The sequence below is a fragment of the Kitasatospora sp. NPDC001527 genome (assembly GCF_040298605.1).
GTDB lineage: Bacteria > Actinomycetota > Actinomycetes > Streptomycetales > Streptomycetaceae > Kitasatospora.
On record NZ_JBEPAM010000072.1, the window covers coordinates 1 to 20811 of the forward strand.

At 77.7% G+C, this 20811-nt stretch carries 1 pseudogene; it reads left to right on the forward strand.

Annotated features, from left to right (window positions below):
* Nucleotides 1-30: 30 nt before the first annotated feature.
* A pseudogene (locus tag ABT238_RS36095) lies at nucleotides 31-20733 on the forward strand (SDR family NAD(P)-dependent oxidoreductase); the annotation flags it as partial.
* Nucleotides 20734-20811: the final 78 nt, after the last annotated feature.

Sequence of the window (20811 nt, forward strand, 5' to 3'; positions counted from 1 at the left end):
CGGACGATGGCCGAGCTGGTGGACCGGCTGGGTGAGATCGCCGGGGGTGAGTCGGCTGCGGTGTCGGGTTCGGGCGCGGTGTTCGTGTTCCCGGGGCAGGGGTCGCAGTGGGCGGGGATGGCGGCCGAACTGCTGCTCTCCAGCGCGGTGTTCGCCGCCGCGATGGACGAGTGTGCGGGGGTGATGGATCCGCTGACGGACTGGTCGCTGCTGGAGGTGTTGCGGGACGGTTCGGGTGCGCTGCTGGAGCGGGTGGACGTGGTGCAGCCGGTGCTGTTCGCGGTGATGGTGGGTCTGGCCCGGTGGTGGGAGTCGTGCGGGGTTCGGCCGGCGGCCGTGATCGGCCATTCGCAGGGTGAGATCGCCGCCGCGCATGTGGCCGGGTTGCTGTCCTTGGAGGACGCGGTCCGGGTGGTGGTGCTGCGTTCGCAGGCGCTGCGTGGGGTGACGGGTGGCGGGATGCTGTCCGTCGGCCTCGGCGCCGAGCGCGCCGCCGAACTCGTCGCCGGAGACCAGCGGTTGTCGCTGGCAGCCGTCAACGGGCCGTCGAGCGTGGTGGTCTCCGGAGAAACCGGGGCGCTGGCCGCCGTGGTCGAGCGGTGTGAGCGTGAGGGCGTCCGGGCCCGCTGGATTCCGGTCGACTACGCCTCGCACTCGGCGTACATGGACGCGGTCCGCGACGAGGTCCTCGAACTGTCCTCCTCCGTGCGGCCGTTGGCGGGCCGGGTGGCGATGTACTCGACGGTGACCGGCGAAGCGGTCGAGTCGCCGGAGCAGCTGGCGGGTTCGTACTGGTTCGACAATCTGCGCGGGACCGTCCGGCTGGACGCGGCGGTGCGCGCGGCCCTCGCGGGTGGGCACACCACCTTCGTGGAGTGCAGTCCGCACCCGGGGCTGGTCGTCCCGGTCGCGGATCAGCTGGAGGAGGTCCCGGGCGCCGTGGTCCTGGAGACCCTGCGCCGCAACGAAGGCGGTCCCGCGCGTCTGATGACGGCGCTGTCGGCCGCCTTCGTCGCCGGCCTGCCCGTCGACTGGACGACCCTGCTCCCCGCCGGCCGGCACGTCGACCTGCCGACCTACGCCTTCCAGCACCGCCGCTACTGGGCCGAGCCCGACCCCACCGACGTCGTCGGCGCGGGCTGGGGCCAGTCGGCGCTGGAGCACCCGGTGCTGGGCGCCGCCGTCGAGCTGGCCGACGGCTCCGGGACGGTCCTGACCGGACGGTTCTCCACCGCCACCCACCCGTGGCTCGCCGACCACGCCGTGCTCGGCACGGTCATCGTTCCGGGCACGGCCTTCCTCGAACTCGCCCTCCGCGCGGGGGCCGAGGCCGGCTGCCCGGTGGTCGACGAACTCACCCTGCACACCCCGCTCGTGCTCTCCGACGCCGAGGACGTGCGGATCCAGGTCACCGTGGAGGACCCGGACGAGACGGGCGCCCGCGCGGTCGGCATCCACTCCCGGCCCGAGAACGCGCCCGCCGACCGGCCCTGGACCCGGCACGCCACCGGCCTGGTCACCGCCGCCCCCGAATCCCCGGCCGAGGCCCCGGCCGACGAGGCGGCGCCCGAGCAGTGGCCTCCGCCCGGCTCCCGGCCGGTCGACGCGGACGACCTCTACGAGCGCGCGGCAGCGGCGGGCTTCGACTACGGCCCGCTGTTCCAGGGCCTGCGGCAGGTCTGGCGGCGCGGCACCGAGCTGTTCGCCGAGGTCGAACTCCCCGACGAGGGCAGTGCCGACGCCGACCGCTTCGCGCTGCACCCGGCCCTGCTCGACGCCGCGATGCACCCGATGCTGGTCCGGGAGGATGCGGACGCGCCGCTCCAGGCCGGCCTGCCGTTCTCCTGGACGGCCGTCCGGCTGGACACCCGCCACAGCCGCGCCCTGCGCGTGCGGCTGGCGGCGGGCGCGGCCGGCGCGATCTCGCTGAGCGCCCACGACGAGGACGGCCGGGCGGTCGTCTCCATCGGCTCGGTGGTCGTCCGGCCGGTCTCCGCCGAGCTGCTGCGGACCGCCGACACGCCGCTGCGCGACTCCCTCTTCGAACTCCGCTGGAAGGAGACGGAGTTCGCGGCCGGACCGGCTTCCGGCCGGACCGTCGCCCTCGACGACGCCGCCACCATCCTCGACGACTCCGGGGACCGGCTCCCGGAGGCCGTCCTCGTGCGCGTCCCCTCCGCCGACGGCCCGGAACCCGAGCGGACGCACGAGCTGACCGCGCGCGTCCTCGACCTCCTGGGCCGCTGGCTGGCCGACCCCCGGACCGCCGACACCCGTCTCGTCCTGCTGACCACCGGCGCGGTCGCGGCCGGCGCGGACGAGCAGGTCACCGACCTCGCCCCGGCCGCCGTCTGGGGTCTGGTCCGCTCCGCGCAGGCCGAGCACCCCGGGCGCTTCGTGCTGGTCGACGCCGACGCCGACACCCCCGAGGAGGCCGTGCTCGCGCAGGCCGCCTCGGGCGAGAGCCAGCTCGCGCTGCGCGGCGGCACCGGGTTCGTCCCCGGCCTGGTCCGGGCCGCCGCCCGCCCCGAGGACACCGGCTTCACACCCGCGCCCGAAGGCACCGTCCTGATCACCGGCGGCACCGGCACCCTCGGCGCTCTGCTGGCCCGCCACCTGGTGGCCGAGCGCGGCGCGCGCCGACTGCTGCTGCTCAGCCGGCGCGGCGCGGACGCCCCCGGCGCGGCCGAGCTGGCCGCCGAACTCACCGAGCGGGGCGCCGAGGTGCGCATCGAGGCCTGCGACGCGGCCGACCGCGAGGCCCTCGCCCGGGCGCTCGCCGCGATCCCCGCCGAGCACCCGCTCACCGCCGTCGTCCACGCGGCCGGCGTGCTCGACGACGGGGTGATCCAGGCCATGACGCCCGAACGGCTGGCCGCCGTGCTGCGCCCCAAGGCCGACGCCGCATGGAACCTGCACCTGGCCACCCGCGATCTCGACCTGGACGCCTTCGTCCTGTTCTCCTCGGCCGCCGGCCTGATCGGCAACCCAGGGCAGAGCAACTACGCCGCCGCCAACGCCTACCTCGACGCCCTCGCCCGCCACCGCCGCGCCCACGGCCTGCCCGCGACCTCGCTCGCCTGGGGCTGGTGGGCCGACGGCAGCGAGATGACCGCGGGGCTCGGCACGGCCGACCGCCGGCGCATGACGGGCCTCGGCGTCCTGCCGCTCTCCGCCGAGCAGGGCTGCGCACTCCTGGAGACGGCGGTCAACCGCGCCGAGCCCGTCCTCATGCCGGTCCGGATGGACCTCGCCGTGCTCCGCCGCGCCGACGCCGACGCGGTGCCCACGCTGCTGCGCGACCTCGCCCGGGTGCCCGGCCGCCGTGGCGCCGCAGCCGGCGGCAGGGCGCGGTCGGGCGCGCTGACGGCCCGGCTGGCCGGCCTGCCGGAGGCCGAGCGCCGGCAACTGCTGGTGCGGACCGTGTGCACCCACGCCGCCGCCGTGCTCGGACACGGCGACGAGGACGGCATCGAGGAGAGCCGCGCGTTCCGCGAGCTGGGCTTCGACTCGCTCACCGGGCTCGAACTGCGCAACCGGCTGAGCAGCGCCGTCGGCCTGCGCCTGCCCGCGACGCTGGTCTTCGACTACCCGAATCCCAGGCTGCTGGCCGGCCGCCTGGCCGACCTGCTCACCGACGGCCCGGCCCCGGCGGGCGCGTCCGCCCGGCCCGTGCCGGTGGCTCCGGACGAGCCGATCGCCATCGTCGGCATGGGCTGCCGGCTGCCGGGCGGCGTGACCTCCCCGCAGGAGCTGTGGGACCTGGTCGCGGGTGGCGTCGACGCGCTCACCGGCTTCCCCGCCGACCGGGGCTGGGACATCGACCGGATCTTCGACCTCGACCCCTCGCGCCCGGGCAGCACTTATGTGCGGACCGGCGGATTCGTGGACGACGCGGCCGAGTTCGACGCCGCCTTCTTCGGGATCTCGCCGCGCGAGGCGCTGGCGATGGACCCGCAGCAGCGCCTGCTGCTGGAGACCTCCTGGGAGACCATCGAGCACGCGGGCATCGACCCGGAGTCGCTGCGCGGCAGCCGCACCGGCGTGTTCGCGGGGGCGATCTACTACGACTACGCGACCCGCCTGAACCGGGTGCCGGACGAGCTGGAGGGCTACCTCGGCAACGGCAACGTCGGGAGCGTCGCCTCGGGCCGCGTCGCCTACGCGCTCGGGCTGGAGGGCCCGGCGGTGACCGTCGACACGGCCTGCTCGTCCTCGCTGGTCTCGCTGCACCTGGCCTGCCAGGCGCTGCGCGCCGGTGAGTGCGATCTGGCGCTGGCCGGCGGCGTGACCGTGATGTCGACGCCCGCCGTCTTCGTCGACTTCGCCCGTCAGCGCGGTCTGGCGGCGGACGGGCGGTGCAAGCCGTTCGCGGCGGCGGCGGACGGGACCGGCTGGGGCGAGGGCGTGGGCCTGCTGCTGGTCGAGCGGCTGTCGGACGCGGTGCGCAACGGGCATCCCGTGCTCGCGGTGGTGCGCGGTTCGGCGGTGAACCAGGACGGCGCGTCCAACGGTCTGACGGCGCCGAACGGTCCGTCGCAGGAGCGGGTGATCCGGGCGGCGCTGGCGAGCGGGGGACTGGCTCCGTCGGACGTCGACGTGGTGGAGGCGCACGGCACGGGGACGACGCTGGGTGACCCGATCGAGGCGCAGGCGCTGCTGGCGACGTACGGGCGTGAGCGGGCCGGTGAGCCGCTGCGGCTGGGCTCGGTGAAGTCGAACATCGGTCACACCCAGGCGGCTGCGGGTGTGGCGGGTGTGATCAAGATGGTGATGGCGATGCGGCACGGCGTGCTGCCGAAGTCGTTGCACGTGGACGCGCCGTCGCCGCACGTGGACTGGTCGGCGGGCGCGGTCGAGTTGCTGGCGGAGGCAGTGGAGTGGCCGGAGACGGACCGGCCGCGCCGGGCCGGGGTGTCCTCGTTCGGGATCAGCGGCACCAACGCACACGTAATCCTCGAACAGGCCCCGCAACAGGGCGACCAGGACACCCTCCCGGAGCGGGACGCGCCCGCCGCGTGGGTGGTCTCCGCGCGCACCGCGACCGGACTGCGGGCCCAGGCGGCCCGGCTGCGCGACTGGGCCGGCGAGCACCCGGAGGCCCGGATCGCCGAGGTGGCGGCCGTGCTGGCCTCGGGGCGCACCCCCATGGCGCACCGGGCGGTGGTCCTCGGCGGGGACACCGCGGAACTGGCGGCGGGTCTGGCCGCGTTGGCGGCCGGCGAGGCCGAGCCCGCCGGCGTGGTGACCGGCACCGTGGCGCGCGGCGCGGCACGGACCGCGCTGGTCTTCACGGGTCAGGGTGTGCGGTGTGCGGGTGTGGGGCGGGTGTTGTACGACTCGTTCCCGGTGTTCGCGGCGGCGGTGGATGAGGTGTGTGGGGCGTTCGAGGGGGTGGTGCCGTTCTCGGTGCGGGGGGTGTTGCTGGGGGAGCCGGGGGAGGTGGTTGCGGATGGTACGGCTGTGGTGCAGCCGGTGCTGTTCGCGTTCGAGGTGGCGTTGTACCGGTTGTGGCGTTCGTGGGTTGCGGTGCCGGAGGTGGTGCTGGGGCATTCGCTGGGCGGGATCGTGGCGGCGTATGTGGCGGGGGTGTTCTCGTTGGAGGGTGCGGTCGCTCTGGTGGCGGCGCGGGCCCGGTTGATGGGTGGACTTCCTTCGGGTGGGGCGATGTTGGCGGTGGGGGCGAGTGAGGCGCAGGTGGTGGCGTTGCTGGCCGAGGGTCGTGTGGGTGTGGTGGGGATCGCGGCGGTGAACGGTCCGGCGTCGGTGGTGGTCTCGGGTGAGGCCGAAGCGGTCGAGAAGGTCCGGGTGTTGTGCGGGGAGCGGGGGTGGCGGTCCTCGCGGCTGGCGGTGTCGCACGCGTTCCATTCGGTGCTGATGGAGCCGGTCCTGACACAGCTGCGGGAGGTGGTGGCGGGTATCGAGCTGAGGGAGCCGTCGATCCCGCTGGCGTCGGATGTGACGGGTCGTATCGCGACGGCGGCGGAGGTGTGTGACCCGGAGTACTGGGTGCGGCAGGTCTGTGAGCCGGTGCGTTTCGCGGACGCGGTGGCCTCGGCCCGGGGTGTGGGCGCTTCGGTGTTCGTCGAGCTGGGTCCGGAGGCGGCGCTGACGCCGATGGTGGCGGAGTGCACGGCCGGCACGGACACCGCCACCGTCCCCGCCCAGCACCGGGAGCGGGACCGGATCGAGACCCTGCGGACGGCGCTGGCCCGGCTGTTCGTCCGCGGCGGAGCGGTCGACTGGACGGCGGTGACGGGCGTCGACGCGGCCACCGCCCGCCGCCGCACCGGCGAGCTGCCGACGTACGCGTTCGAGCGGCAGCGCTTCTGGCTGGACGCCGGTACCGGCGCGGGCGATGCCGCGGGCCTGGGACAGGGCGCGGTGGACCACCCGCTGCTGGGCGCGGTGGTCGGCCTCGCGGACGGCGACGGCGTGCTGTTCACCGGGCGCCTCTCGCTCGACACCCACCCGTGGCTCGCCGACCACGCGGTGCTCGACACCGTGCTGGTGCCCGGGGCGGCCTTCCTCGAACTCGCGCTGCACGCCGGCACCCGGCTCGGCTGCGCACGCGTGGACGAACTGACGCTGGTGGCACCGCTGGCCGTGCCGAAGGCCGGGGGAGTGCAGGTGCAGGTCACCGTCGGCGCGCCCGACGCGTCCGGCCTGCGGCCGGTCACCGTGCACGCCCGCCCCGAGCGCGCCGAAGGACCCGCCGGGCCGGAGGACGCCTGGACGCTGCACGCCACCGGCGCTCTGACGCCCGGCCAGGACCCCGCGGACGCCGAGGGCGCGCCGGAGCAGCGGGCGCTCGCCGTCTGGCCGCCGGCCGGCGCTGAGCCGGTCGAGGTGGACGAGCTGTACGCCGACGCGGCCGACGCCGGGGTGCGCTACGGCCCGGCCTTCCACGGGCTGCGGGCGGCCTGGCAGCGCGGCTCCGAGCTGTTCGCCGAGATCGTCCTCCCCGAGGAGGCGGCCGGCGGCCGGTTCGGACTGCACCCCGCCCTGATCGACGCCGCCCTGCATCCGCTCGGGCTGACCGCGACGGCGGCCGAGGCGGCGACCGGGGCGGCGGCCGAGGGGGCCGACGACCCCGGAGCCCGGGTGAGGCTGCCGTTCTCCTGGCGCGGCGTGCACCTGCACGTGGGCGGGGTCCGGGCGCTGCGGGTGCGCCTGCTGCCGCTGGACGCCGACACGATCGCCATCGCGGCGGTGGACCCGGACGGCCGGGCCGTCCTCTCCGTCGAGACCCTGACGGTGCGCGCGCTCTCCCGGGACCAGCTGCCGACGGCCGCGGCGCCCGCCACCGAGCACCTCTACGACCTGGAGTGGGTCCAGGCCCCGGCCGTCGAGCCGCCGACGGGCTGGGCGGTCCTGGGCGGCGGGAGCGACCCGGAGCCGGCCGCGTTCGCGGCACGCTTCGCCGCCCCCCGGTACCCGGACCTCGCCGCGCTGGCCGCGGCGGTCGACGCCGGCGCGCCGCTGCCCGCCGCGGTCCTGCTCGCCCCCCGGCCCGGCCCGGACCCGGCCGCGGGGCCGGAGGCCGTCGGGGCGGCCGTGCACGAGGCGCTCGCCGTCGCGCAGGCCTGGCTCGCGGACGAACGGTTCGCCGCCGCGCGCCTGGTGGTCACGACCCGCGGCGCGCTCGCCGCGGACGGCACCGAGGTACCGGACCCGGCCGCCGCCGCGGTGTGGGGCCTGATCCGGTCCGCGCGCTCGGAGCATCCCGACCGCTTCGCCCTGCTCGACCTGGAGACGGGTGCCGGGCGGCCGGACGGCACCGACCCCGCCGACGCCCGGCTCGACGCCCGACTCGCCGCGATCGCCGCGGCCGGCGCCCTGCCCGAGGCCGCGCTGCGCGGCACGGCCCTGCTGGTGCCCCGGCTGCGCCGGGCACCGGCCCTCCCGGTCGCCCCCACCCCGCCGGAGCTCGCCGACGGCGGCACCGTGCTGGTCACCGGCGGCACCGGAACCCTGGGCGCCCTGGTGGCCCGCCACCTCGTCGCGGCGCACGGCGTGCGGCACCTGCTGCTGGTGTCCCGGCGCGGCGCCGACGCCCCCGGGGCGCCGGAGCTGCGGGCCGAGCTCGCCGCAGCCGGTGCGCGGGCCACCTTCGCCGCCTGCGACGTCGCCGACCGCGCCGAGCTGGCGAGGGTCCTCGCGGCCGTCCCGGCCGAGCACCCGCTCACCGCGGTGGTCCACCTGGCGGCCGTGGTCGACGACGGCCTGCTCCCGGCACTGACCCCCGAGCGGGTGGCGCGCGTCCTGCGGCCCAAGGCCGAGGCGGCACTGCACCTGCACGAGCTGACGGCCGGTCCGGACCTGCGGGCGTTCGTGCTGTTCTCCTCGGCCGCCGGCCTCACCGGCAACCCGGGCCAGGCCGCCTACTCCGCCGCCAACCTGGTGCTCGACGCGCTCGCGCAGCGGCGCCGCTCCCTCGGCCTGCCCGCCGTCTCGCTGCAGTGGGGCCTGTGGGAGCAGGACAGCGCGCTCACCGCGGGCCTCGGCGCGACCGACCGGCAGCGGATGGCCCGCTCCGGGGTCGAGCCGCTGGACACCGGGCTCGGCCTCGCCCTGCTCGACGCGGCGCTGGCCCGCCCGGAGGCCGTCCTGGCCCCGGTCCGGCTCGACCCGGCCCGCCTCGACGGGGACGACCTGCCGCCCGTCCTGGCCGGCCTGGCCGCCCGCCGCTCCGGGACCGGGCACCCGGCCCCGGACACCGGCCGCGCGCTGGTCCGCCGGCTGGCCGCCGCCCCGGCGGCCGAGCAGGAACGGCAACTGGTCGACCTGGTGCGCACCCACGCCGCCGCCGTCCTCGGCCACCCGGACGGCGCGGCGATCGACCCGGACCGCGCGTTCAGCGAACTGGGCCTCGACTCGCTCGCCGCGCTCGAACTGCGCAACCGGCTGAACGGCGCGGTCGGCCTGCGCCTGCCCGCCACCGTGCTCTTCGACCACCCGTCCGCGGGCGCCCTCGGCCGGCACCTGCGCGCCGAACTGCTCGACGCGCCGCGCCGCCCGCGCGCGGCCGCCGCGGCCCCGGTGAGTGAGGAGCCGATCGCGATCGTCGCCGCCGGCTGCCGCTACCCCGGCGGGGTGGCGAGCCCGGAGGACCTCTGGCGGCTGGTGCACGAGGGCACCGACGCCATCTCGGCCTTCCCCGACAACCGCGGCTGGGACGTCGAGAACCTGTTCCACCCCGACCCGGACCACCCCGGCACCTCGTACGTCCGCGAAGGCGGGTTCCTGTACGACGCCGACCGCTTCGACCCCGGGTTCTTCGGGATCAGCCCGCGCGAGGCGCTGGCCATGGACCCGCAGCAGCGCCTGCTGCTGGAGGCCTCCTGGGAGGCGATCGAGCGGGCGTCCATCGACCCGCGCTCGCTGCGCGGCAGCCGCACCGGCGTCTTCGCCGGCCTGATGTACGCCGACTACGCGTCCCGGCTGGCCGCCGTCCCCGAGGGCGTCGACGGCTACCTCGGCAACGGCAGCGCCGGCAGCATCGCCTCCGGCCGGGTGGCCTACGCCCTGGGCCTGGAGGGCCCGGCCGTGACGGTCGACACCGCCTGCTCCTCCTCGCTGGTCGCGCTGCACCTGGCCTGCCAGGCGCTGCGCCGGGGCGAGTGCGACCTCGCCCTGGCCGGCGGGGTGACGGTGATGTCGAGCCCGTCGACCTTCGTCGAGTTCTCCCGCCAGCGGGGCCTGGCCCCGGACGGGCGCTGCAAGTCCTTCGCGGCCGGCGCCGACGGCACGGCCTGGTCGGAGGGAGTGGGCCTGCTGCTGGTCGAACGGCTCTCCGACGCGCGGCGCAACGGCCACCCCGTCCTCGCGGTGGTCCGGGGCAGCGCGGTCAACCAGGACGGCGCGAGCAACGGCCTCTCCGCCCCCAACGGACTCGCCCAGGAACGGGTGATCCGCGACGCGCTCGCCCAGGCCGGGCTCACCCCGGCCGAGGTCGACGCGGTCGAGGCGCACGGCACCGGCACCGCCCTCGGCGACCCGATCGAGGCGCACGCGCTGCTCGCCACCTACGGTCAGGACCGGCCGGCCGAACGGCCACTGCGGCTCGGCTCGGTGAAGTCCAACCTCGGCCACACCCAGGCCGCCGCCGGCGTGGCCGGCGTGATCAAGATGATCATGGCGATGCGGCACGGCGAACTGCCCGCCACCGTGCACGTGGACGCGCCCACCCCGCACGTCGACTGGGCGTCCGGCGCCGTCTCGCTGCTCACCGAGCCGGCGCCCTGGCCGCGGGAGGGCCGGCCCCGCCGGGCCGGGGTGTCCTCCTTCGGCGTCAGCGGCACCAACGCGCACGTGATCCTGGAGCAGGGCGACCCGGCCGGGGAGGCCGCGGCGCCGCTGCCCGAGCCGGAGCCGGAGCCGTCCGCGCTGGTCTGGCCGCTGTCCGGCGCGACCCCGGCCGCCCTGCGCGACCAGGCCGCCCGGCTCCGCGCCCACCTGGCGGAGCGTCCGGCCGTCCGGCCCGCCGACACCGCCCACGCGCTCGCCACCACCCGCGCCGCGCTCGACCACCGCGCCGCGCTCGTCGCCGAAGAACCGGCCGAACTCCTCGCCGCACTCGACGCGCTGAGCACCGGCGCGGCACACCCCGGGCTGGTCACCGGCGCCGCCGGGCAGCCCGGCCGGACGGTCTTCGTCTTCGGCGGGCAGGGCTCGCAGTGGGCCGGCATGGGCGCCCGGCTGCTGGCCGAGTCCCCGGTGTTCGCCGAGCACATCCGCGCCTGCGACGCCGCCCTCGCCCCGCACACCGACTGGTCGCTGCTCGACGTGCTGCGCCGGCGCCCCGGCGCGGCCTCGCTGGAACGCGTGGACGTCGTCCAGCCCGCGCTGTTCGCCGTCATGGTGTCCGTCGCCGCGGTGTGGCGCTCGCTCGGCGTCGAACCGGCCGCCGTCGTCGGCCACTCGCAGGGCGAGATCGCCGCCGCCCAGGTGGCCGGCGCGCTCACCCTGGAGGAGGCCGCCCGGATCGTCGCGCTGCGCAGCCGGGCCCTGCGGGCCATCGCGGGCGGCGGCGGCATGATGTCGCTGGCCGCCGCGGCCGGACAGGCCGAGGAACTGCTCGCCGGCCTGCCCGGGCGGATCGGCATCGCGGCCGTCAACGGACCGGGCGCGGTGGTCGTCTCCGGCGACGCCGCCGCCCTGGACGAGCTGCACGAGCGGTGCGAGGCCCAGGGCCTGCGGACCCGCCGGCTGCCGGTCGACTACGCCGCGCACTCCGCCGCCGTCGAGCGCGTCCGCGACGAACTCCTCGCCGGCATCGGCGACATCGCACCACGGCCGACCCCGGCGGTGGCGTTCTACTCGACCGTCACCGGCGAGCCGCTCGACGGCGCCGCACTGGACGCCGGGTACTGGTACCGCAACCTGCGCGAGACCGTCGCCTTCGAGCGGGCCACCCGCGCGCTGCTGCGCGACGGCTGCACCACGCTGGTCGAGACCAGCCCGCACCCGGTGATGGCCCCGGCCGTCGAGCAGACCGCCCAGGAGGCCGGGACGGACGCCCTGGTCGTCGGCTCGCTCCAGCGCGACGCGGACACCCTGGCGCGCCTGCTGACCGCGGCGGCCGGCCTGTCCGTGCGCGGTGTGCCCGTCGACTGGGCGGCGCTGCACGCGCACCGCACGCCGCCGCGCACCGAACTGCCCACCTACGCCTTCCAGCGCGAGCGCTACTGGCTGGAGCCCGCCCCGGCCGCCGCCGACGCCGAGGGGCTCGGGCTGCGCTCCGCCGACCACCCGCTGCTCGGCGCCGCTCTCGCCCAGGCCGGGGACGACCGGCACCTGCTCACCGGCCGGATCTCGCTGCCCACCCATCCCTGGCTCGCCGACCACGCCGTGCTCGGCACGGTGCTGCTCCCCGGCACCGCGATCGTCGAACTCGCCCTCCAGGCCGGGCAGTCGGCCGACTGCACGGTGATCGAGGAGCTCACCCTGGAGGCGCCGCTGACCCTGCGCGAGCGCGCGGCCGTCCAGCTCCAGGTCCAGCTCGACACCCCGGACGAGGACGGGCGCCGCGCGCTCACCGTGCACGCGCGCCCCGACACCGCCGAGCCGGGCCCGTGGACCCGGCACGCCGCCGGCGTCCTCGCGCCCGCCCGGCCCGGTGAGGAGCCCGCCGCCGACGACGCGGCCTGGCCGCCGCCCGGCGCCGAACCGCTGGACACCGACGGCCTCTACGAGCGGCTGGCCGCCGCCGGCTACCAGTACGGCCCGCTGTTCCGCGCCGTGCGCGCCGCCTGGCGGCACGACGGCGACCTGCTGGCCGAGGTCGCCCTGCCCGGGGACGACCACGACGCCGGACGGTTCGCGCTGCACCCCGCGCTGCTCGACGCCGCCCTGCACACCGCCGGGGCGCTCGACGGCGCGGACGGTGAGGGCCGGGGCATCGGCCTCCCGTTCGCCTGGACGGGCGTGCGCCTGTACGCGGTCGGTGCCCGCACCCTGCGCGTACGGCTCGGCCGCACCGGCCCGGACGCCGTCACCCTCGCCCTGACCGACCCGGCCGGCGCCCCCGTCGCCACCGTCGACACGCTGCTCTCCCGGCCGCTCACCGCGGGCGGCCTCGCCCCCGCCCCGACCGGCGCCGAGCTGGACCTCCACCCCGTCGCCTGGCCGCCGCTGACGCTGCCGCAGCCCGCCCCGCTCGGCAACTGGGTGCTGGCCGGGCCCGACGAGCTCGGGGCCGAGGCGGCTTTGCGCGCGGCCGGCGCCACCGTCAGCGCCCTGGCCGACCCGGCCGCGCCCGACCCCGGAGCCCCGCTGCCCGACGCCGTCGCGCTCACCTGCGCCACCGACGGCGGCCCGCGCGCCGTCCACACCGCCACCCGGCGGGTGCTGGCGTTCCTGCAGTCCTGGCTCGCCGCCGAACGGTTCGCCGCCACCCCGCTGGTGGTGCTCACCCGCGGCGCCGTTCCCGGCCCGTACGGGGAGGCGGTCGACGACCTCGGCGCGGCCGCGGTCTGGGGCCTGGTGCGCTCCGCGCAGACCGAGCACCCCGGCCGGATCGTGCTGGTCGACCTCGACCGGCACCCCGACTCGCACGCCGCCCTCGGCGCGGCCCTGGCCTGCGGCGAGCCCCAGCTCGCCCTGCGCTCCGGCACCGCGGCCGCGCCCCGGCTCGCCCGGAGCCGCCCGGCGGAGCGCCTGGCGGTGCCCGCCGGCACCGACGCCTGGCGCCTCGACCTGACCGGCACCGGGACCATCGACGGCCTGGCCCTGCTGCCCCACGAGGACGGCGTCCGCCCGCTCGCCCCCGGCGAGGTCCGGGTCGCGCTGCGCGCCGCGGGCCTCAACTTCCGCGACGTCGTGGTCGCCCTCGGCATGGTGACCGACACCCGCCCGCCCGGCGGCGAGGGCGCCGGGGTGGTGGTCGAGGTCGGCGCCGAGGTCCACGACCTCGCCCCCGGCGACCGCGTCATGGGTCTGTTCTCCGGCGGCACCGGCCCGCTCGCGGTCACCGACCGCCGCCTGCTCGCCCCCGTCCCGGCCGGCTGGACGTACCCGCAGGCGGCGAGCGTGCCGGTGGTCTACCTCACGGCCTACTACGGCCTGGTCGACCTCGGCCGGGTCCGGCCGGGCGAGTCGCTGCTGCTGCACGCCGCGAGCGGCGGCGTCGGCATGGCGGCGCTGCAACTCGCCCGCCACTGGGGCCTGGAGGTCCACGGCACCGCCTCGCCCGCCAAGTGGCCGGTGCTGCGCGCCCTCGGGCTGGACGACGAGCACCTCGCCTCCTCCCGCGACCTCGGCTTCGAGGAGCGGTTCCGCACCGCCCGCGACGGGCGGGGCTTCGACCTCGTGCTCAACTCGCTCGCCCAGGACTACGTCGACGCCTCGCTGCGCCTGCTCGGCCCCGGCGGCCGGTTCCTGGAGATGGGCAAGACCGACATCCGCGACCGCGACGCGGTGACCGCCGCCCACCCCGGCACCGACTACCGGGCGTTCGACCTGATGGACGCGGGCGCCGACCGCATCCAGCAGATCCTGACCGAACTCGGCGCCCTGTTCGCCGACGGCACGCTCGCCCCGCTGCCCGTCACCACCTGGGACGTCCGCGACGCCGTCGCCGCCTTCCGCCACCTGAGCCAGGCCCGGCACACCGGCAAGATCGTGCTGACCCTGCCGCCCACCGTCACCGGCGCCGCCGCCGACCCCGACGGCACCGTCCTGATCACCGGCGGCACCGGCACCCTCGGCGCCCTGCTCGCCCGCCACCTCGTCACCGAACACGGCGCCCGGCACCTGCTGCTCACCAGTCGCCGGGGCCCGGAGGCCGAGGGCGCGGCCGAACTCGCCGCCGAGCTCACCGCCCTCGGCGCCGAGGTGCGGATCGAGGCCTGCGACGCCGCCGACCGGGAGGCGCTGGCCGCCCTGCTCGCCGGCGTCGACCCCGGGCACCCGCTCACCGCCGTGGTGCACGCGGCCGGCGCCATCGACGACGCCGCCGTGCACGCGCTCACCCCCGAGCAGCTCGACCGGGTGCTGCGCCCCAAGACCGACGCCGCCCGGAACCTGCACGAGCTGACGCTCGGCCGGGACCTCGCCGAGTTCGTGCTCTTCTCCTCGATGGCGGGCACCTTCGGCGGCGCCGGACAGGCCAACTACGCGGCCGCCAACGCCTACCTGGACGCGCTCGCCCAGCACCGGCGCTCCCGGGGCCTGGCCGCCACCTCGCTGGCCTGGGGGCTGTGGGCCCAGGCCAGCGGGATGACCGGCCACCTGGAGCGGGCCGACCTCGACCGCATCGCCCGCACCGGCGTCGCCGCCCTGGAGACCGGCCACGCGCTCGCGCTGTACGACGCCGCGCGCGCCGCCGACCACCCGGCCGCGGTGCTCGCCCACCTGGACCTCGCCGCGCTGCGCGGGGCCGACGGCGTCCCCGCCCTGCTGCGCGACCTGGTCCGGGCCCGGCCCCGGCGGGCCGCCGCCGGACCCGACCCGGACACGGCCGCGTTCGCGCAGCGCCTCGCCCGGCTGCCCGGGGACCGGCGCCGGCAGACCCTCACCACCCTGGTCCGCCAGGAGACCGCGGCCGTCCTCGGCCACGCCGGCGCCGAGACGATCGAGCGCGGACGCCCGTTCAAGGCGCTCGGCTTCGACTCCCTCACCGCCGTCGAACTGCGCAACCGGCTCTCCGCCGCGACCGGGCTGCGGCTGCCCGTCACCCTGGTCTTCGACCACCCGACCCCCGAGGCGCTCGCCGAGCACATCGGCGCCGAACTCCTCGGCGCCCCCGACCACTCCGCGCCCGCCCTGCCCGCGCCGCGCACCCCCGACACCGCCGACGACCCGGTGGTCATCGTCGGCCTGGGCTGCCGCTACCCGGGCGGCGTCTCCGACGAGCACGACCTGTGGCGGATGCTCGCCGAGGGCGCCGACGCCATCACGCCGTTCCCGCGCGACCGCGGCTGGAACCTCGACACCCTCTTCGACCCCGACCCCGACCGCCCCGGCAAGTCCTACGTGCACGAGGGCGGCTTCATCGACGACGCCGTCGCCTTCGACGCCGAGTTCTTCGGCATCTCGCCGCGCGAGGCCGCCGCGATGGACCCCCAGCAGCGCGTCCTGCTGGAGACCGCGTGGGAGACCTTCGAGCACGCCGGCATCGACCCCACCTCGCTGCGCGGCTCCGCCACCGGCGTGTTCGTCGGCGCGATGGCGCAGGACTACCACACCGCCTCGGGCGCCGTCGCCGAGGGCCAGGAGGGCTACCTGCTCACCGGCACCGCCACCAGCGTCATCAGCGGCCGGGTCTCCTACGTGCTCGGCCTCGAAGGCCCGGCCGTCACCGTCGACACCGCCTGCTCCTCCTCGCTGGTCGCCCTGCACCTCGCGGCCGCCGCGCTGCGCTCCGGCGAGTGCGACCTCGCCCTCGCCGGCGGCGTCGCGGTGCTCACCTCGCCGCACGCCTTCGTCGAGTTCAGCCGTCAGCGCGGACTGGCGCCGGACGGCCGCTGCAAGCCCTTCGCGGCGGCGGCCGACGGCACCGGCTGGGGCGAGGGCGCCGGCCTCGTGCTCGTCGAGCGGCTCTCCGACGCCCGGCGCCGCGGGCACCGCGTCCTCGCCGTCGTGCGCGGCTCCGCGACCAACCAGGACGGCGCCTCCAACGGGCTCACCGCGCCCAACGGGCCGTCCCAGCAGCGGGTCATCCGCCAGGCGCTCGGCAACGCCGGGCTCACCCCGGCCGACGTCGACGCGGTCGAGGCGCACGGCACCGGCACCCGGCTCGGCGACCCGATCGAGGCGCAGGCCCTGCTCGCCGTGTACGGCCGCGAGCACACCGCCGACCGGCCGCTGTGGCTCGGCTCGATCAAGTCCAACATCGGCCACACCCAGTCCGCCGCCGGCATCGCGGGCGTGCTCAAGATGGTGCTCGCCCTGCGCCACGGCGAACTGCCGCGCACCCTGCACGCCGACGAGCCGACCCCGCACGTCGACTGGGCCTCCGGCCACGTCGCGCTGGCCACCGAGCACCGGGCCTGGCCGCAGACCGGCCGCCCGCGCCGCGCCGCCGTCTCCTCCTTCGGCGTCAGCGGCACCAACGCGCACATCATCCTGGAACAGGCCCCCGCCGAGGAGCCGGAGCCCGACCGGGCCGCGCACCCCGCCCCGCAGGCGCCGGGCGTGGCCGGCGTGGTGCCGTGGCCGCTGTCCGCCCGCACCGGCGAGGCGCTGCGTGCCCAGGCCGCCCGGCTGCGGGACTGGTACCTGCGCCACCCGGAGGCCGAACCCGCCGACGTCGCCTGGTCGTTGGCCACCGGCCGGGCAGCCTTCGACCACCGGGCGGTGGCCCGCGGCCGCGACACCGCCGAACTGCTCGCCTCGCTGGGCGAGTTGGCCGACGGAGCGGTGGAGGCCCCGGGCGTCCTGGTCGCCGGTCCCGGACCGGTCTTCGTGTTCCCCGGCCAGGGCTCCCAGTGGCTCGGCATGGCGGCCGAACTCCTGGACGTCAGCCCGGTGTTCGCGCAGGCGGTGGCCGAGTGCGCGGAGGCCGTCGACCCGCTGGTCACCGGCTGGTCGCTGCTCGACGTGCTGCGCGGCACCGACGAGCACACCGAACGGACGCTCGCCCGGGTCGAGGTGCTGCACCCCGTCCTGTTCGCCGTGATGGTCGGCCTCGCCCGCTGGTGGGAATCCTGCGGGGTGCGCCCGGCCGCCGTGATCGGCCACTCCCAGGGCGAGGCCGCCGCCGCGTACGTGGCCGGCCGGCTCTCCCTGGCGGACGCCGCCCGGGTCGCGGTGATGCGGGTGCGGGCCGTGCAGACGGTCGACGCCTGCCGCGGCGGCCTGCTCGCGGTGGCCCTGACCCCGGCACTGGCCCGCGCCGAGATCGACGCGGCCGGCGCCGCCGGCCTGGTGTCGCTCGGCGCCGTGAACAGCCCGACGGGCGTGGTGCTCTCCGGCGACACGGACGCCCTGGCCGCGATCGCGGCCCGCTGCGAGGCGGCCGGCACCCGCGCCCGCTGGGTGCCCGCCGCCTACGCCTCGCACTCCGCGCAGATGGACCCCGCCCGCGAGGAGATCACCCGCCTGCTCGCGGACCTGCGCCCGCTGCCGGGCCGCGTCCCGATGTACTCCACCGTCACCGGCGCGCTGCTGGACGACACGACCCCGCTGGACGCCGCCTACTGGTTCGAGAACATGCGCCGCACCGTCCTGTTCGAGAGCGCGATCGGCGCCGCCGCCGCGGACGGCCACGACGCCTTCGTCGAATGCAGCCCGCACCCCGGCCTGCTGGTGCCGGTCGGGGACACCCTCGACGGGCTCGGCGTCCCCGCGGCGGTGCTCGGCACCCTGCGCCGGGGCGACGGCGGCGCCGACCGGCTGGTCACCGCGCTGTCCGACGCCCACGCCCGCGGTCTGGACGTCGACTGGCCGGGGCTGCTCGCCCATGACGGCGTGACGCGGGTCGACCTGCCCGGCTACCCCTTCCGGCGCCGCCGCCACTGGATCGAGCCCACCGCCGCCACCGGCTCCGCCGGAGCCGGCTGGGGGCAGTCCGCCGTCGAGCACCCCGTGCTCGGCGCCGGCGTCGACCTCGCCGACGGCTCCGGGACGGTCTTCACCGGGCGGCTCTCCACCGCCGCGCACCCCTGGCTGGCCGACCACCTCGCGCTCGGCTCCGCCGCCGTGCCCGGCAGCCTGCTCGTCGACCTCGCGCTGCGGGCCGGCAACGAGAGCGGCTGCCCGGTGCTGGAGGAGCTCACCGTCCACACCCCGCTGGTGCTGCCCGCGACGGCCGGGGTCCGGGTCCAGGTCGCCCTGGAGGTGCCGGACGGCACCGGCGTACGCGGCGTGAGCGTGCACTCGCGGCCCGAGGACGCGCCCGCCGACGCCCCCTGGACCCGGCACGCCACCGGCACGGTTGCCCCCGGCGGCCACCGCCCGCCCGCCCGCCCCGAGCCCTGGCCGCCGGTCGGCGCGACCCCGCTGCCCGTCGCGGACGCCTACGAGCGGCTCGCCCGCACCGGCCTGCGGCTCGGCCCGGCCTTCGCCGGGATGCGGGCCGCCTGGCGCCGCGGCGAGGACCTCTTCGCCGAGACCGCCCACACCGGCGGCGAGGCGCAGACCGCCCGCCACGACCTGCACCCGGCGCTGCTGGAGGCGGCCCTGCTCGGCCTCGCCCCCGGCGAGCCCGACGGCGACGGCCGGGTGCGCCTGCCGTCCGCCTGGCACGGCGTCACCGCCGTGCCCGGGACGCGGCCAGCCGTCCGGCTCACGCTGCGCGCCACCGGCCCGGACACCCTGGCCGTGCACCTCGCCGACGAGCAGGGGCGGTCCGTCGCGGCGATCGAGTCCGTCCGGCTGCGCTCCTGGTCGGCCGCCGACCTGCGCGCGGCCGGCCGGGAACGCCCCGCGCTCGCCCGGCTGGAGTGGGCGGCGCCGGAGCAGCCGCTCGCCGGGGCGCCCGGCGGCGCCTGGGCCCTGCTCGGCGCCGACGGCCCGCTCGCCCGCGAACTCGCGGCCGGCGCCCACCCCGACTGGGCGGCCCTGGGCGCCGCGGTGGCGGCCGGACTGCCGGTTCCGGCGCGGATCGCCCTGCTGCCGGACACCCCGGCGGACGGGCAGGCGCTGCCGCGGGCCGTCCGCGAGCGGATCCGCACCGTGCTCGCGGTACTGCGCGAGCACGAGACGGACCGGCGCTTCGAGGGCACCCGCCTGGTCCTGGTCACCCGGGGCGCGGTGCTCGCCGAACCCGGCGACCGGGTGGCCGACCCGGCCGCCGCCGCCCTGTGGGGGCTGCTGCGCTCGACCGGCCGGGAGCGGATCGTCCTCGCCGACCTGGACGGGCACGAGGCCTCCCCCCAGGCCCTGGCGGCAGCCGTGGACGCGGGCCTGACCGAGTTCGCCGTCCGGGCCGGGCAGGTCCTCGTGCCGGTGCTCGGCCGTGCGCCCGCCGTCGGCGAGCGGCAGCCGGCCCTCCCGGCGGACGGCACCGTCCTGGTGACCGGCGCCGCCGGCCGCCTCGGCGCCGCCACCGCCCGCCACCTGGTGGCCGTCCACGGCGTGCGCCGGCTGCTGCTCACCGGCCCCGGCGCCACGGCACCGCGGACGGCCGCGCTGGCCGAGGAGCTGACCGGGCTCGGCGCCGCCGTCGAACTCGCCGACTGCGACGCGGCGGACCGGGACGCCCTGGCCGCGCTGCTGGCCGCCGTGCCGGCCGAGCACCCGCTGCGCGCCGTGGTGCACGCGGCCGAAGCCCCGCGCACCGACGGCGGAGACGGCGACGACGGCTCGGACGTCGGGGCCGGACTGCGCCCGGTCGTCGACGGAGCCTGGCACCTGCACGAACTGACCCGGGGCCTGGATCTCGCCGCCTTCGTCCTGCACGGCTCCTGGGCCGGTCAGGCCGGCGATCCGGACCGGGCCGGGCAGGCCGCCGGAGCGGCCTTCCTCGACGCCGTGGCCCAGCACCGGCGCGCCCAGGGGCTGCCCGGCCTCGCGCTCGCCTGGGGGCCGTGGGCGGCCCCGGACGCCGAAGCCGACGCCGAGGGGGAGACCCGCCCGGACGGCCTGGTGGCCCTCGGCGAACGCGAGGCCCTGGCGCTGCTCGACGAGGCGCTCGGCCGCCCGGAGGCCGCGCTCACCCCGCTCGCCGTCGACACCGCCGCCGTGCGGCGCGGCGACCCGGGCGTGGCACCCCTGCTCACCGGGCTGGTGACGGACCGCCGGCGCGGCCCGTCGGCAGGACCGGCCGAGACCGGCCCCGCCGTCGCCGCCCGCCTGCTCGACCTGCCCGAGGACGAGCAGGAGCAGGCCTTCGTCGACCTGGTACGGACCGGCGCCGCCGCCGTGCTCGGCCACGCCGACCCCGAGGAGATCGACCCCGGGACGGCCTTCAAGGACCTCGGCTTCGACTCGCTCACCGCGCTCGCGGTGCGCAACCGGCTGCGCGCCGCGACCGGCCTGGCCCTGCCGGCCACGCTGGTCTTCAGCCACCCGAACCCGGCCGCCCTCGGCCGCCACCTGCGGACCCTGCTGCGCCGCGAGCACACCGTCTCCTGGGAGTCCGTGCTCGGCGAGATCGACCGGGTCGAGGCGATGCTCGCCCTGCTCGACGGACAGGACCGGGCGAAGGCGGCGCAGCGCCTGCGGGAGCTCGCCGGGGACGGGCCGCAGGACCCGGCGGAGCCGCAGGCCCCCGTCGTGCACGAGGCATTCGGTTCGGCCACCGACGAGGAGATGTTCGACTTCATCGACCGCGGTACCGATCGCTGACCACCCATCACGGGGCTGGGGCATCCCCGTCCCTCGCGGACACTCACGGAGCAGACCAACGATGGCGAACGAAGAGCA